The organism is Actinomycetospora sp. CA-101289, from assembly GCF_050955895.1.
Taxonomy (GTDB): Bacteria; Actinomycetota; Actinomycetes; order Mycobacteriales; family Pseudonocardiaceae; genus Actinomycetospora.
In genome coordinates this window covers 5,988,840-6,004,555 of the sequence record NZ_CP192093.1, presented here as the reverse complement: position 1 = coordinate 6,004,555, position 15,716 = coordinate 5,988,840, and the positions used below count along the sequence as shown (strand labels likewise).

Annotated in this window: 8 protein-coding genes; 1 reads left to right on the top strand and 7 read right to left on the bottom strand. The window is 68.9% G+C overall.

Going from position 1 to position 15,716, the window contains the following annotated elements; all coding sequences use genetic code 11:
• Window positions 1-33 precede the first annotated feature (33 nt).
• The 4 genes from ACQPX6_RS29790 to ACQPX6_RS29775 are packed head-to-tail and all read right to left on the bottom strand — an operon-like array spanning window position 34 to window position 7,880.
• On the bottom strand, window positions 34-3,159 hold the full coding sequence (locus tag ACQPX6_RS29790) for a DEAD/DEAH box helicase (RefSeq protein WP_433784428.1): 3,126 nt from the start codon (window positions 3,157-3,159) through the stop codon (window positions 34-36).
• Window positions 3,156-4,706 (bottom strand): SIR2 family protein, encoded by a 1,551-nt coding sequence (locus ACQPX6_RS29785; RefSeq protein ID WP_433784426.1) that lies wholly within the window; start codon window positions 4,704-4,706, stop codon window positions 3,156-3,158. Before ACQPX6_RS29785 ends, ACQPX6_RS29790 begins: the two co-directional genes overlap by 4 nt.
• Window positions 4,687-5,967 (bottom strand): ATP-binding protein, encoded by a 1,281-nt coding sequence (locus ACQPX6_RS29780; RefSeq protein WP_433784424.1) that lies wholly within the window; start codon window positions 5,965-5,967, stop codon window positions 4,687-4,689. Before ACQPX6_RS29780 ends, ACQPX6_RS29785 begins: the two co-directional genes overlap by 20 nt.
• Window positions 5,964-7,880, bottom strand: coding sequence for a TerB N-terminal domain-containing protein (locus ACQPX6_RS29775; protein WP_433788401.1), 1,917 nt, complete (start codon window positions 7,878-7,880; stop codon window positions 5,964-5,966). The genes ACQPX6_RS29780 and ACQPX6_RS29775 overlap by 4 nt, the downstream gene beginning before the upstream one ends.
• Before the next feature lie 133 nt (window positions 7,881-8,013).
• On the opposite strand from ACQPX6_RS29775, the gene ACQPX6_RS29770 reads away from it, so the two are divergent.
• Window positions 8,014-8,919 carry an HNH endonuclease gene (locus tag ACQPX6_RS29770; protein ID WP_433784423.1) on the top strand — a complete coding sequence of 302 codons (906 nt, stop codon included), beginning with the start codon at window positions 8,014-8,016 and terminating at the stop codon, window positions 8,917-8,919.
• Between the two features lie 436 nt (window positions 8,920-9,355).
• Here the strand turns inward: ACQPX6_RS29770 and ACQPX6_RS29765 are convergent, their stop codons facing one another.
• The 3 genes from ACQPX6_RS29765 to ACQPX6_RS29755 all read right to left on the bottom strand — a co-directional run bounded on the left by ACQPX6_RS29765 (window position 9,356) and on the right by ACQPX6_RS29755 (window position 15,715).
• Window positions 9,356-10,591, bottom strand: coding sequence for an McrC family protein (locus ACQPX6_RS29765; protein WP_433784422.1), 1,236 nt, complete (start codon window positions 10,589-10,591; stop codon window positions 9,356-9,358).
• Window positions 10,588-12,750 carry an McrB family protein gene (locus ACQPX6_RS29760; RefSeq protein ID WP_433784421.1) on the bottom strand — a complete coding sequence of 721 codons (2,163 nt, stop codon included), beginning with the start codon at window positions 12,748-12,750 and terminating at the stop codon, window positions 10,588-10,590. Before ACQPX6_RS29760 ends, ACQPX6_RS29765 begins: the two co-directional genes overlap by 4 nt.
• A gap of 172 nt (window positions 12,751-12,922) precedes the next feature.
• Window positions 12,923-15,715, bottom strand: coding sequence for an ATP-dependent helicase (locus ACQPX6_RS29755; RefSeq protein ID WP_433784420.1), 2,793 nt, complete (start codon window positions 15,713-15,715; stop codon window positions 12,923-12,925).
• Window position 15,716 lies beyond the last annotated feature (1 nt).

Here is a 15,716-nt window from a genome sequence, read left to right as displayed (position 1 = left end):
ATCATGCCTGTGCCGCACGACATCCACAGTGGATCATCGCGAATCGGCTACGAGTCGCGCCGCTGTTCGCTCGACGACGCCGAGCCGCCGGCGGATCAGCTCCGGGACGTCACGCCTCCCGAGCACCTCGCGGTGCACGGCCTCGACCATGCCGGCGGTCAGCGACCACGAGCGGATCGTGCGGAGCAGGTCCTGGAGCTCCGCGCCGGAGAGCTCGCCTTCGTCGAGAGCCCGGAGGACCGCGTCGGCGTAGGCGGTCTCGCCCGCCGTTGCGTGGTCCGCGAGCTCCGAGGGTGTGCGCGGTGCGGGGCGAACGCGTGGCAGCACACGACCCGTGGGCGGCTTGGAGATCCACTGGCCGGGCAGGAGCTGCACCGATGTCCCCAGATCGGCGAACGTCCCGACCCCGAGTGCGGCGAGTTGGACATGGAGCAGTGAGGCGGTGGCCAGGGCGTCGTCACGGGCGCTCTGGACATCCGGCAGCGAGATCCCGTGGGCAGCGCAAACGGCCGGGAGCGACCGTCCCGAACTCGGCGAGGCGCGGTCCGCCAAGGCCATCGTGCACAGCGTCGGCCACTCCGGGGGCTCGTGGCCGGCGCGGGTGAACTCGTTCCGGAGGAAGCCGATCTCGAACGGCGCGTTGTGCGCGACCAGGACACGGCCCTCGATCCGGGTCGCGATGTCCCCTGCGATCTCCGAGAAGGTCGGCGCCCCGATGACGTCGGTCGCCACCAGTCCGTGGACCCGCGATGATCCGACATCCACGTCCGGGTCGAGCAGCGTGTGCCAGAAGTCCTCGACAGAGCCGTCCGGACGACAGGTGACGACGGCGATCTCGACGATGCGGTGCCCGCGGCCGGGAGAGAGCCCTGTCGGCCGCACAGCGATGACCGCCAAGGGAGTCGTGCCGAGCTCGAGGTGCGCTCCGGTGGCCTCGTCCTCCGGGCGCGAGACCGGGGTCGGGACGTCGGTGAGGGTGGAGCCCGTCCCGGTGCGCGAGTCACCGGCTCGAGCGCGCAACCACACCCACGCACTCTCGACATCGAGCGCGCGTGCCGCGTACGCGCGGTCGAGGAGCTCCGGGGAGAGCACGTCGTCCCACTTCTCCTCGACCTTGGCGGGCACCGTGGCCGCCAGGTCCATCGGGTCGGGCGGTGGGGCGGTCGCGAGCCGGTCGAGCAGGCGCCTTACGGCTTCCTCGGGCGCCTGGACGACGAGCGCCGGGCCCTCCCGGTCGGCGTCGAGGCCGGCGTGGTGCAGCGCGATCCGCAGGGTGTCGAGGACGCGGTCGCCGCGCCAGGGGAACACGACCGTCTGCTGGCCCCACGGGACGGTGTCGCGGCGGTACAGCTCGAGCTGGGCGAACATCGCACGTCCCTCGGCCAGCAGGGCGCGTGCGCCCTCGTCCAGGTAGGGCGGGACGTCCGCACCCAGGTAGAGCTCGAGCATCCGTGCGCGTACTCGGTCGTGGACCCGGAGGGCACCGCCAGCAGGGAACTGCGGCGCGGTGCCGGCCGTGTCCGGCACGACCACGACTTCGCTGGCCTCCTGGTGCACGGCGACCACCCGCCACCGTCGCCCAGCGAGCACGACTCCGGACCCGGGCAAGAGGGCGCTACCCGCGTCGATCGTGCCGATCTCCTCACCATGAGCGAGGACGCGATAGACGTCCGGGGTCGCGAAGGCCGACAAGAAGCCATGGTCGTCGATCTCCCGCTCACCGCGACGGCCAGGCAACAACAGCCCGTCCGACGAGCTCATGAGCAGGTCGGTGTCGTGCATCGCGAGGAGCAGCTCGTGGAACGTCTGGGCGTCGATGTCGAAGGGGCCGTGCGAGCAGAGCACCGACTCGGCCTCGTGCGGGTGGACACCGTCGTGCTGCGTGACGAGCGACAAGACCTGCTGCACGAGCGTCGACAGGTGCAGGCCCCCGCTCTCGGGCTCCTCGCACCAGTCGTCGACGCGGAAGAGCTCCAGCATCGCCACGGTCGCCACGAGCTCCGCGCGCAGCGCCTCGTGGGGTGCGGTGCGGGTGGTGAGTGCGGGCTCGCTGATGTAGGTGCGCAAGACAGATGGATCACCGGGACGCCGTCCGGACCGTCCCCACCGTTGGCGGAGCGCGGCCACCGATGGCGGGCAGCGGACCTGGGCGACCTCGCTCACTTGGCCGATGTCGATGCCCATCTCCAATGTCGAGGTGCAGATCGCCGTCGCCGGCTCGGGGCTCTTGAGCCGTTCCTCGACGTCCTCCCGCTCTGCCTTGGACAGGCTCCCGTGGTGGGCGAAGAACTCGTTGGGGACGCGGGCGTTCTCGCACTCACGGCGCAGACGGTCGGCGTACCCCTCGACCTCGTCGCGGCGGTTGGCGAACACCAGATTCGTGCGCCCGCGCAGAGTGCGGTACAGGCGGTCAGCGATGTCGGACGGGCCCCTCGTCGACCCGCGAAGCAGGGCCTTGCGTTCGCGTGGTGCGTCGACGGCCGCCACCACGATGACCCGCTCGCCGCGTCCGGGCCGGAGGAAGGCGGACGCGATGCCGACATCCCCGACCGTCGCGGAGAGCCCGACGCGGGGAATGCGGCGCCGGGCGATCAGGTCGAGACGGTGCAGCAGCGACGCCAGCTGCGCGCCGCGCGCGCTGCCGGGGAAGGCGTGCAGCTCGTCGACGACGACGTAGCGCAGACGACCGAGGAAGCCCTTGATGCCGTCGCCGCGATGACACAGCAGGCCCTCGACCGACTCCGGTGTGATGAGCAGGATTCCCGAGCGCTCGCGCCAGGTCTGCTTCTTCCTGCTCGCAGGGATGTCGCCGTGCCACGCGTGAACGGGTATCGGCAGGTCGGCGCACATCTCCTCGAGGCGCCCGAACTGGTCGTTGATCAGCGCCTTGAGCGGAGAGAGGTAGAGGACGTCGATCCCCCCTCGGTCCTTCGCCGGCTGGTCGACGAGGCGCGAGAGGATCGGCAGGAAAGCGGCCTCCGTCTTGCCGCCTGCTGTCGAGGCGGTGATGAGGACATCGCTCTTCGCCTCGAGGATCGGCGCGACCGCCTGGACCTGCGCGCCCTGCAGCGTCTGCCACCCGCGTCGGTGAACCCACTGCTGAACTGGGCGAGCAAGCAGGCCGTACGCGGTGTCGGCGTCGCTGTCGGCGCCGGTCACCCTTCCCGCCGCCCGAGGCGCTGCAAGAGCTCTCGCACCTCGCTGACCCCGGCCCCGTCACCTCGCGCGACGCCGTCCAGCGCACCCAGAGCGGACGCGAGCGCGCGATCTGATTCGGACATCAGCGATGAGTAGGCGGGGTCGAGGAGGTAGGAGGCATCGTCGGCGGCCAAGCAGGCAACGCGGTCGAAGAAGATCTCGAGTCGTCGAGCCGCTGTCGCGAGGCTGGTGGAGGCCTCCTGGGCGAACGCCACATAGTCCAGCTCCCCGGCCCAGAGTCGACGGCGAAGAGGGTTGCCGTGCAACTCCAGCGCCGTCCCGAAGGCCCGAGGCTTCCGCCCGGCGGACTCGAGTGCTCGACGGGCTCCGTGAGCCAGGCGGAAGAAGTTCTCGTCGGTGAAAGAGAACCCTGCGAACAACACGTGCCGAGTCATCAGCATGCCCTGCACCACGCCGCCGAGTGCCCCGCTGGTGCCGCCAAAACGCAGGTAGTCGTCTCGGGTGAGGACGACTCCCGTGCCGTGGTGCAGGTCGCCGTGCAGCTTTAGCAGCCACGGGAGCGACGGATCGTCGAAGGGCAGAACTGCGGTCGGTCGGTCCTGGTCAGCGCGGGCAGATTCGAAGAGCGTGTCGTAGTTGGTGGTCGCGGCCTGCTCAACGGGCAGGCTCGCGAGCAGGGCGTGGGCCAGGCCGTAGCGCCACTGGGGGAGGACCTCGCGCAGCGCGGTCAGCAAGCTGGTCCGGTTCGCCTCGAGTTCCTGCACGACGATCGTCGCTGCATCCCGGGCGTCCAGGTCCAGCACGGCCGTGCGCTCGTCGGCTGCCAGCGTGGTGCGGTCGAGGAGGGCAGACAACAGCTCCTTCCACGACGGCAAGCCCGCGCTCGTGCTGACTCCGGCGCCGAGGAAGAGGGCGAGCTCGCCGGCGCGGGCACGCCGGGCCAGGTCCCCGGCCAGGGTCTCCTGCTCCTCGTCGTGCAGGGAGGACGCCGTGGTTCGGGCGGCGCGACGGACGTGCTGCACGGCGGCGTGGTCGCGCTCAGCGCGCAGGACCAGGGCGCAGTCCTGTCCCGCAGCCGCGCGTTCGTCGAGGAGCCGCAGCACGGCCTCGATGACGTCGCCTCGCCGCGCGCTCGCACCGCCTTCCCCGACGCCGATGAGTGGAAGCGCCACCAGTCGCCGTGCACGACGATGGCGAGGGACGTCATCGCGCGCGTGGATCGCGAGCAGGACGTCGCGGAGGACGTCGGTATACCAGGAGATCGGTCGAGTGCCCTCGCCACCGGTGTCGATCAGCCACACGCGCGGGCCGTCAACTCCGGTTCCAGGCAGCTCGGCGTATCGCCGCGTGCCCCAGAGGACGCGCGACAGACCGAGGTCAGCGAGGACGACGCCATCCCGGAACCGGGCGGGTAACGCATCGCGCCAGTGGCTGCGTATCTCGAGGTCGTGCCCGGTGGGGATGACGACGTCGTCACACGCGAGATGGGTGATGTCCGCTCGCGTGACGAAGACGTGTCCGTCGTCGTCAGAAACGGACAAGGTCATCGTCGTCGTCCAACGGCGCGAGGTCCGGGTTCTGTTCGACGGGCACCACGGTGTGACCGAGCACCTCGCGCCAATCGCGGTCGGGGTGCTGTTCGAGCAGGGCCAGCAGATCGCAGAACGCCTTGATGGTGCTGCGCGGGGTGCGGAAGTAGGCGTCGCCGATCTGACGGTTGCAGTGCTGCATGAACGCACCGATGGCCTCGTCGGGCACGAGGTGGCGCTGGGGGTCACCCGATGCGTACACGGCGCGCACGTTCTCCAGCAAGACGTGGAAGTCCTCGGGCCGGAGCTGGTCGAGGCGCAGCACCGGACCCGAGTAGTCGACGAGTCCGTTGGTCGCGAAGCGGTTCTCGGCGAGTCGGCTCGCAAGTGCGGCGTACGAGTAGAGGCCACGGCGGGAGTTGGTCAAGAAGTCGGGTGTGCCACCGAAGACGAATCCGAGCCCCTCGACGTTCCCTTGGAGGGAATCGTTGACGATGCGCAGGATTTGTTCGTAGTTCGCCTCGCGGGCGCTCTTGTGCGCGATCTTGTACAGGTTGACCATCTCGTCGAGGCACACCAGGAGTCCCTGGTAGCCGGCGAGGCGTACGAAGCGCGCGAGCAGCTTGAGCTGGTCGTAGAACGAACTGTCGTCGACGATCGTGCGGACGCCGAGGTCGGCGCGCGCCTCCGACTTCGTCGAGTACTCACCGCGCAGCCACCGCACGGCGTTCGTCTTGAGTGCGTCGTCGTCGGTGTCGTGCCCGCGCCAGTACTTCTCGATCACCAGCGCGAAGTCGTAGCCGCCGACGAGCTGCTCCAGCTCGTTGAGGCGGGCCTTGATGACCCGTCCTGTCCCGGTCTGGGTCCGCCTCGCCTCCTCGATCGCCTGCGTGACGAAGCGTTCCACCACTGCGGCCAGCGCGCCGTCGGCCTTCGTCTGGGTCCCGGTGTTGCGCATCAGCTCGGTGTAGAGCCCGCGCGCCTGTCCGCCGGTCGACTGGAGCCTTCGACCCGGGTTCAGATCGGCGTGCAACGTGACGAGCTTGCGCTGTGCAGCGATGCCGCGGACGAGGTTGAGGAAGAACGTCTTGCCCGACCCGTAGTCGCCGATGACGAAGCGGACTGTCGATCCTCCGTCGGCGACCCGGTCGATGTCGGCGAGCAGGGCCCGCACCTCCTGGTCGCGGCCAACCTGGATGAGGTGCTGTCCCGTTCGAGGGACGACTCCGGCACGCAGCGACTGGATCAGCGCGTTCCGCTCGCGCGGCTTGATCTTCATGCGGTCAACTCTCGGTAGACGTCGGCGTCGATGGTGACGGACTCGTCCTCGTCCACCTCGATGACGGGGTCCTCCGTGGCGTCGATCGCGGCCTCGTTGATGGCGTCCAGCGCCCCGTCGGGCATCACCCCGAGCCGGCGAGCGGCACGCTCCAGCTCTGCGCGTGACCACGACCCGGCGGCGGCGAGCTCCTGCAGCAGCCCCGCGTGCCGACGGTCGAGGCCGACGATGTCGGCCTGCTCCGGTGCCGGTGGCGGGTCCTCCTCAGGGTCTTCGTCGTCGGCGAAGATGGCGGCGAGCAGCTCCTGGACCTCGGCGTTGGATGCGCGGGTCGCGGCGAGCCTGGCCTCGTCGAACTCGCCGGTACGGCCTTCGAGTTCAGGCGCTGGCAGGCCGAGCAGCTCGTGGACGGCGACGAGGGTGGCGCGCTCGGCGCGGCTGATCTCGCCGTCGACCCGAGCGACCTCGAGCAGATATCGACCGAGGCGGCGCCGGTCCCCGGCATCGAGGGCGCCGACGCGCTCGGCTACCGCGGCGAGGTCGACGGTCTGCGCGCGCAGCAGATCGTGATGCGCGGAGAGACGGAGCCGCTCGGCGTCGACCAGGCCCTCGACCCGTCCGACCTGCGCCACCAGGAGCGCGTCCTCGGCGTCGTCTGCGGCACCGTCCGCCGTCGCCACCGCGGCGCACAGCTCGAGGGTGACCAGCGCTGTGGTGTAGGCGGGCGACGGCGACGTGACCGGGGGATGCTCGAAGCGGAAGAGGACCGCGGGCTGGTCGACGTCGACGGGTCGGCCGCCGAAGCGCGGATCAGGTTCGACGCCGAGACCGAACTGGTCGAGCACCCGGACCAGGGTCAGCGCGTCGGGCTTCTCGACGGCGCTCTTGCCCTGCACTGCCGCCCAGCGCTCGATGAGGTCTGTGCCGCTGACGCCGCGCCGCTGCTCGGCGCCCACCGTCTCCTCGGCCCAGATGACGAGGGGCTCGACCGCCGGTGCGCTGGCGGAGGTGGAGACGAGGCTGTGCGGGATCGTGCCCAGGGCCGACACGTCGGCGTCGTGGCCCGGATTGCGGTGGAGCCACCGCACGTGGGTCTCGAGGTCGCTCTCGACCTGCTCGGTGATGCTTCGCAGCGCTTGCTCGGGTCCCGGAGCGTCTAAGACGTCGGACGCGTCCGACACGGTGATCTCGAGGGGTGAGGGCAAGCTCGGATTGGACGGGCGGTGCTCGAGCGTCAGGCGCCGTCGGCGCGGTGCAACGAGGAGCCCGTTCGGGTGGGTCTCGTGGAACACCTGACCCCAACGCTGGGCGAACTGCTCGGGCGCGGCAGTGGCCGCCGTGCGCCGAGGGATCGTTGGGTGGAACCACGCCCACGCCAGCGCCCACTCGGCGTCGAGCGGTGTCGAGGTGAGGGCCCGACGGCCGAGCTCGATCCGGAGAGCGTCGGGGACGAGGTCCGTGTCGCTCAGCGGCGGAGGCTGGAAGAGTTCGTTCCCTCCGAGAGCGGTGGCGAGCCGCTTTACCTCGTCGTCGTGGCCGTAGACCCTGCCGAGCTCGTCGGCCTCCTGCCGCAGCGCTGGGTCGTCGTCGCCGTCAAGGAGCACGCGGCGCTCGAGGCCGTAGAGGTACAGCAGAGCCCACACGCTCGGTGCCTCGACGGCTCGGCGACCAGTCTCCAGCCAGATGAGGTAGGCGGCTCGCGCCTCAGGGCCGAGGTCGGCGTAGCGCGGCGGCCGTCCCACCGTCTGCGCGTGCCAGTCGGGCCGCTGCCGGTCGACCCGCAGCGTCGGATCGAGGGACGACGGCTCGTCGCCTTCCCCGACGTACACGGTGCCGGCGTCGATCCGCATCCGACCGACGACGACCCGCTCGCCCGCCGGCACCCAGCGCACGCTCGTCGCCCTCTCCACCATCGCCGTCACGTGGCTCCCCGTAGCCTCGGTCGGTCTGGCGCCCCTGGCTCGGAGCTCCCGGGAGACTTCGTGACGACCCGGGCGGTCGTTACGGATCTACCGGGGCCACGGGTGGGATGGCAAGCTCCTGCCCGTGGCGCTCCTCGACGAGCTCGCGGCGCGCGAGGCAGCGATGCGGTGGCTCGACGAGCGCACGCAGCTCGGCACGCAGACCGTCACGCAGCCCGACGTCGCCAACTTCCCGTTCAACGGTCAGACCGTCGCGCTCCTCCTTCGCCAGCAAGGCATCTGCAAGCCGCGGCAGCTCGACGCAGCGCTCTCGATCCGCACGACCTGGACCCCGCCGGGCGGGAAGCCGCCCTACGAGGACGTCGAGGGACCCGACGGACTGGTGCGTTATGCCTACCGCGGCACCGACCCGGACTTCCCCGACAACCGCGCGCTGCGCCGCGCCTTCGAGCACCAGCTCCCGCTCGTGTGGTTCGTCGCTGTCGCTCAGGGCGTGTACCTGGCGCAGTACCCCGTGTACGTCGTCGGCGACGAGCCGGAGAACCTCCGCGTGGCGCTGGCGCTCGGCAACCAGCAGCGCTGGCTCGGCGTGCCGGGGCCGGACGAGGTCGACCGCCGCCGCACGGTGGAGAGGCTCACAAAGCTTCGGCTCCACCAGCCGGTCTTCCGCGCGCAGGTGCTCGGCGCCTACGAGCGCTCGTGCGCGATGTGCCGGCTCAAGCATGTCGAGCTGCTCGACGCCGCGCACATCATTCCGGACGGAAAGGAGCGCGGAACGCCGATCGTGCCGAACGGGCTGTCGTTGTGCTCGATCCACCATCGGGCGTTCGACGCCAACGTCCTGGGCGTCCGACCGGACTACAAGATCGCGGTTCGGCGCGACATCCTCGAGGAGATCGACGGCCCGATGCTGAAGCACGGGCTGCAGGCGATGGACGGCGTGTCCCTGACCCTGCCGAAGCAACGGGCCCAGCACCCCGACCGCGAGCGAGTGAAGGAGCGGTACGAGGAGTTCTTGGCGGTGGGCTGAGGAAGCCCTCGAGGCACCGGCTTGTCGATGGTCTGACCGTTCGATGACATCGTCTCGTCGTTCGCCGCGTGACGGGGCGCGTCCTGGATGTGGGTCCCAAATCGGCGACCCGGCCGCCGACGGTACGACGGCTGTTCACCGCGCTTCGCGACTCCTCCGCGTCCGACATCACGAGAGAACCGACGCCGGTGGAAAGCGGCGCCGGGGAGGTCAGATCGAGCTCCGACTCGGACCTCAGCTCGGCGATAGACCTGTCAGTCCGGTTCGCCTGCCCAAACGACGCACCGTCGTAATTAGGGGTGCAAGGCCCACGGATGGGGTATGGCGTGATCGCGTTCAGCGGCGCGGACAAGCTGGTCGTGGTTTGTGCCGGACAGCGACGGCGTGGCCTTCGAGCGGATGGAGGCAGCGTCCAGGACGACCGGCACGAAGACCCTCACTGCTGCGATCGTTCTGTCTCGCTCAACCGATAACTCATGCGCTGCACGTCGACCGCAGCCTCCTCGGCGAGCTCCATAGCCACGTAGGCAACGTCCGCGAGGAGTGCTTCCGGCTCCTGATCGAGATCGAGTGCCCGGCAGGACAACACGGTCCCGACCCGCCGGACCCTGTGCTCGCGGACCGGGCCGAGCCCTCGCGCGTAGAGCAGGTGCCCGCGCGGCAGGCCGAGGGCGGTGCAGTACGCGAGCATCTGGTAGAGGTCGGCTTCGGGGACTCCGCGATCCGTCTCGACCTTGTACTTGGCGTCGAGGACGGCGACGACGCTGCCCTCGCGACGCCAGACCATGTCCGGGCGTAGCTGGACCCGACTGGCGATGTCGAGGTAGTCGCGCGTGCTCTGCAGGTCGAGCGACCCACCGTGCGGCGCCAGCGCCTCCCTGAGGGCGGTTCCGACAAAGTCCTCGAAGGCACGCCAGGTGTCGATCAGAAAGCTCGAGGATGCCGCGGCACCGCGCCCGTGCTCGATCGACGCAGCGTCGAGCACCAGCTCGGCTAACCGCAGTGCAGGCACGTAGCCGGCGTTCAGCCTGCTTGGAGCCCACGACGGGCGCGGCTCGCGTCGAGCGATCAGACGTGCGCCGCTCAATCGGGCGCTCAGTCGCCGTAGCCGGCCGGCGACCGACGCCGGCACCCGCGGGAGCCCCGCGAGCACGAGCGCGGCAGTGCGCAGCAGGCGGTTCTCGGCGATGTCATCGACGAAGTCGTCGTAGCGGACCTCCAGCGGCAGCGGTACCCCATGGCGGCGCGCAAGCTGGTCGGCGGTACGCAGGCGCCCGCGCAGGACCGTCAGTGACTCCTCCCGCTCGACGTAGCCGTGCAGCACGCCGTGGCGCAGGGCGCGCTCGGCTTGACGGACGAAGCCGTGCGCGATGGCCGCGACAAGATCGTCGACCTCGGCGAACCTGACCGGCGGATCGCGCCAGAGGTTCGGGTCCCGCGCATACCCGAGGAGAAACAGCAGGCGCGCGACCGGAATCTTCGGCGCGATCCGTACCTCGAAGCCGTTGAGCACCACGACCCCGACCTTGCGAACGGCCGACACACGCCACCAACCGGGGCGCCGGGTCGGCGCGACCGTCGCGATGCCGCTCTCGGCGAGAGCCACCCCGATATCGTCGGGCATCGCGACGTCGACCGGTGCGGCATGCTCGACGAGGTCGAGGGTGGTCACGACCAGCCAACGGCGCGTTGCAGGGTTGCCAGGTCGTACCGGGAGCGCACGTCGACTCCATCGCCATAATGGTGTTCCTCGAGCAGCGGCAGGATCGCGGTGCGCCAGACGCGATCGAGTACGTCTTCGCGGCGCACCGTTGGGCGCATGAAGTACGACGGACCGACCTTCATGTCGGGATCATCAATCAGATCGTTGAGGTGCTCGTGCAGGTCAGCGATTACCGTCGGCACCCCGTGGCGCTTGAGCCAGCGCCGGAGCAGGCCCCCTGTCGGCTCCTCCGAAGGGTGGAGGGGGACGAACGCGAATCGGCGGCGCATCGCGGCGTCGACGAGGGCGATCGACCTGTCTGCGCTGTTCATCGTGCCGATGACGAGGACATTCGGTGGAAGGGTGAACGCTTCGCCGTCTGCTCCGCCGTACATTAGGTCGATGGCCTCACCGCGATACTCGAGCAGGAAGTACAGCTCGCCGAAGATTTTCGCGAGGTTGCCGCGGTTGATCTCGTCGATCACCAGCACGTGGGGTTCGGCAGGGTTCTCCCGGGCTTGGTCGACCAACCGCCGGAAGGGCCCGGGCTGGAGCGCGAAGCCCACAGCACCTTCGCCCCTCTCGGTCGGGCGGTAGCCCTCGAAGAAGTCCTCGTAGCTGTAGGCCGGGTGGAACTGCACGAGTGTCGTGCATGAGCGGCCCGCGAGGTGGTGGGCGATCTCCCGGCTGACGAATGTCTTCCCCGTCCCTGGCGGTCCGTAGAGGATCAGCTGGCGCTGCTCGCCAAGGAGGTCGACGCACTCCTGCAGCCACGCCCGCGGCAAGAGCAACCGGTCGGCGAGCTCCTCGGTTGCGGGCTCCAGCACCAGGTCCGCCGCGCCGGCCCCAGTAACCTCGCCCGCGAGCAGCGCGTCGAGGGCCTCCAGATGCTCGGTGATCTCGAGAACGCCCCTTGCGCCGAGCCGAGCGGCGAGCGTCGTCGGCAGCGTCGACACTGCTACGGGCTCGCTGCGCCAACTAGCGTCGCGCCGGAGCCGAGCACCCTCGCCGCTCTCAACGACCACCGTCGCTTTGCTGGTGAGCCTCCCGATGGACGCCTCGTCGTCGACGACAGCGAGCACAACGTCGTCGGGGCGCATGCGATGCAGAACCGTCTCAATCTCGTCGACCTTGGTCTCCCGCGCGTGCTGCGAGGTTCCGCTGTAGCCGAGGTCGACCGCCGCGCGAATCCCGTCGCGGTCGGTCGAGGTGTCGATGTCCTCGAGGTGAGCGGCTGGCCGACTGATCCATCCCTCGGTGACCCAGCGCGCAACTAGCTCGTCGCCTTCGCCGGAGCGCACGAACCACGCACGGCGCGCCGGTACTGATTCCGGCGAGGGCTTCTCGACGGGTTGCCACCGCTCCCGCCAAGGTGGACGGTAGAAGTCGACCCACCCACCTTCGCGTCCGGCGAGCACCGCCTGGATCGACTCGAGGTCCCGGTCGACGTCGTCGCCGGCACCGCCGATCTCACCGGCGAATGCCGCGCGGATCCTCCTCTTGTCGTCAACGCTGACGATCGGTTCGAAGGTTCCGGGGAAGATCATGTAGGCGAGCGCGGCCTGCTGAGCTGGGGCGCGGTTCGTCGGCGTAGGCGTAGCGACGAGCTCGTCGCGCAGTGCGTACGGGTCGGCCAGGAGCTGTGCGCGGCGCGCTGCGTCGAACCCCTTCCATCGGGCGAGGAACGCGACGAGGAATGCCAGCTGCGCCCACCGCTGCGTCTTAAAGGCCACGCCCCCATTGAACGCACCGCCCTCGATGGCACGGTCGAGCGACGAAGGCATAGGCACCGGTTCGCTCATCATCGCGAGCACCCGCTCGACGTTCGCGCGCTTCCTGGTGGATGTGTAGTCGGCGAGCGGCAAAGTGTTCAGACACAGCAGCTCTGCCATAAGTTGGACCGCGCCGTCGCTCGCCTGAGCCAGCTGGTCGGTGAGCTTCTCGAAAAATCCGCCTGTGCCTGTATCGAGGTTCTCGACGTAGTGGCGCACGAGCTCATCTGCGTGAGCTGCGGTCCAGATCGGCGTGCCGGGTGTGAACACGGAGTCGTCCGTGCTTAACCCATGCTCGACGAACAGCCTCGCGGCCTCGAGCATCCTCTCGATCGCGCCGGCATCGTCGGTGACCATTTAATCCCCTCGTTAGTGGCGACCCCGAACAGTACGTGTGCGGGCGGACTGGGCCAAGACGTCGCTGGACTGACGACACCCTAAAACTGCTATTCATCAAGACCGCTCGATATAGGGATGCGCCGCACCAAACACGACGCGCTGACGATATGGTGGCAACTCCGCATGAAGGTCACCCGGAACGCCTCGATTGCCGCGATTCCGGGCGATCGCGGCACAAAGCCGCGAGGTCGCAGCTGTCGCACTCGTGTTGCCAGTCCCCAAGCCGCGGAAGGTGGTTCGCTCGGACTTTCTCGCCGGCCTCGCGGATGCGCTCTTTGATCTGTTCCAGCAGTGAGTCTTCGACCTCCTCGCGAGTGTTCTTTCCGGCTTCGTCGAGGTTGAGGACCTCAACGAGGTCGGCGTCCTCGCCAGTGAGCTCCTCGTAACCGACCGCGTAGACGTGGAGCTGGTCGCGTGTGACTTCCTCGTCTTGGGATCGCTCGCTCGACTTGAAGTCGACGATGGCCAGCTCGTCGGTGTCGAGTCGGCGGATGAGGTCGATCCGGCCGTCCACAGTGATGCCAGGAGCGACGTGGACCTGGATCTGCTTCTCAGAGTGGATGGTGCGGGCGATCTCGTCGCCGTGCATCCGGAAGTAGCGGCGGATCGCCTTGATCGCGGCCGCCCGCAGATTGGCCTGCAGGTCGGGGTAGGCGAAGGGGACGTGTAGGTGCCGGTCGACGAGCTCGGACGCGTGCTCGGGGCCCAGGGCCTCGCCGGCCAGCGCAGCTTTGTGGACCTCGGCCAACGCGTCGTGCAGACCCTTGCCGAAGCCCAGGGCCTCGTGGATCGGCGGGTTGAAGCCGTACAGGAAGCGCAGCTTGAACGAGTACGGGCACTCCAGCAGGTACTTCAGCTCCGAGAAGGAGATGGTGACCTGCGGGACCTCGTGCGCCGCCGTAGGCGTGATCCGGTCCGGGAGTGGCTTCAAGCTCGGCTTCGTCGAGACGGGGGTCTGCGCAGCACAATGGTCGAACAGCGGAGACCGATTCCGGTACAACTGGTTGGGGCCCGGCGAGTACGTCAAGGCGAGGTGTTTCTGAGCGCGGGTGACGGCGACGTAGAACAGGCGGGTCTCGTCCTCGACGGTGCCCTTGTACCGGTCCGGCTGGTCCACCGCCGACTCGGGGATGACGTGGAACAGCCCCACGCCGCCGTGCCGCTTTGCCGGGAAACGGTTGCGTCGCAGGCAGGGGATGAACACTGCGGGCCACTGCATGCCCTTGGACTGATGCACGGTCGCGATGGTGACGGCATCGGGCACGGCGTAGCCGGCATCGGCGTCGCTGTCGGCGTAGTAGTCGGGCGCCTGGTGGGTCAGCCACTTGGCAAAGGCGTCGTACTTGGCGGCGGGAGAGGTGTTGAAGTAGATCTGCTCGAAGTCGGAGATCGCCTGGCTGAACTTGCCCAGCTGGTAGAAGACCAGCTCGCCCCGGCCGGGGGCTCCCGGGATGGTCTCCTCGCGCAGCTCCAGGGTCTCGAGGAAGTCGAGGTAGAGGCGCTGGATGTTGTAAACCCCCCAGCGCTTGCCGCGATCGAAGTCCCGCCCCTCCTCGAGCACGGTCAAGGCGCGCGTCCACCGCTCCGGCTGCGGCAGCAGGTCGGCGTCCTCCCAGAGGCCGCGCAGGTCGTCGTCGGAGACCTCGCCGATCATCGCGCGGAAGATGCCGACGACGGCCTGGATCTCGGGCGAGTCGAAGAGGTGGTTGAGGCCCTTGACCACGTAGGGAATACCTCGACGGCGGAGCTCGGCCACGAGGGGGCCTGCGTCGTTGGCCACCGAGCGGTAAAGGACCGCGCAGTCCGACCAGGACAGGCCCCGTGGCTCGCCATGCGGAACGGCGCGGAAGGGAACCCCGCGAAGAGCTTCGATCCGGTCGCAGATCCAGGTGACTTCGTCGGGCTCCTGGTCGAAAGTCAGCGCCAGCAGGTCACCGCGTTCCCACTGCTGGCTGCCGGCCGAGACCATCGTCTTGGTCAGCCGCTCGTCGTCGGGGATCCGTTCGGCCACCGAGCGCGCCAGCTCGACGATGCCGTCGCTGGAGCGGAAGTTGTCGGCCAGCGTCACTTGCCGGACGTCGTCGTAGCGGTCGGCGAAGGTGACGATGTTGGAGACCTGGCTGCCGCGCCACTGGTAAATGGTCTGATCGTCGTCACCGACGACGCACAGGTTCGCGCCGTGGCGGACGAGACCGCGCACCAGCTGCTCTTGCAGGGGATTGACGTCCTGGTACTCGTCGACGACGACGTAGCGGATGTCGCCACGGATGTGGTCTTGCACGGTCGCGATGGCGGGGTTCTCCCCGGGATCACCTTCCAGCATCTGGACCGCGAGATTGATCATCTCAGTGAAGTCGAAGCTGGCGTGGGCGTAGAGCAGCTTCAGGTAATCACCCTGTGATGCGCGAACGTCCGCCGGCACCTGCGCCTCATCGACGACGTCCTCGCGGAGCACGCTCATGGCCTGCATGTAGAGCCGCGAGTGGATGTAGCGCCTCAGGTGCGGGGTGGACGCAAGCGAGGTCGGGCAGGTCGTGAGGCCGGACTTCCGGCTGTTCCGATCGACCAGCAGGCGGGTCGTGATCTCGGTGAGCACCGAGAACTTGAAGGTGTCGGGGACAAGGCGCTGCAGCAGGTCCAAGCAGTAGCCGTGCATCGTCCCGACGTACATCTCGGCCAGCCCGACGACCGTGCCGTTCTCCTCCTCGACGAGCTGGAGGATCCGCTCCTTGAGCTCTGCGGCGGCCTTCTCAGTGAAAGTAAAGGCGATGACGTGGCGCGGCTCGACCCCGGGCTGGGCAAGAATGCGGGCGATCCGCTGAGAGATCACCTGGGTCTTGCCGGAGCCCGCGCAGGCGATGATCTGCAACGGCTCGTCGAGGCAGGCGATCGCCTCGGCCTGAGCGGCGGTGTAGGTGGTCATC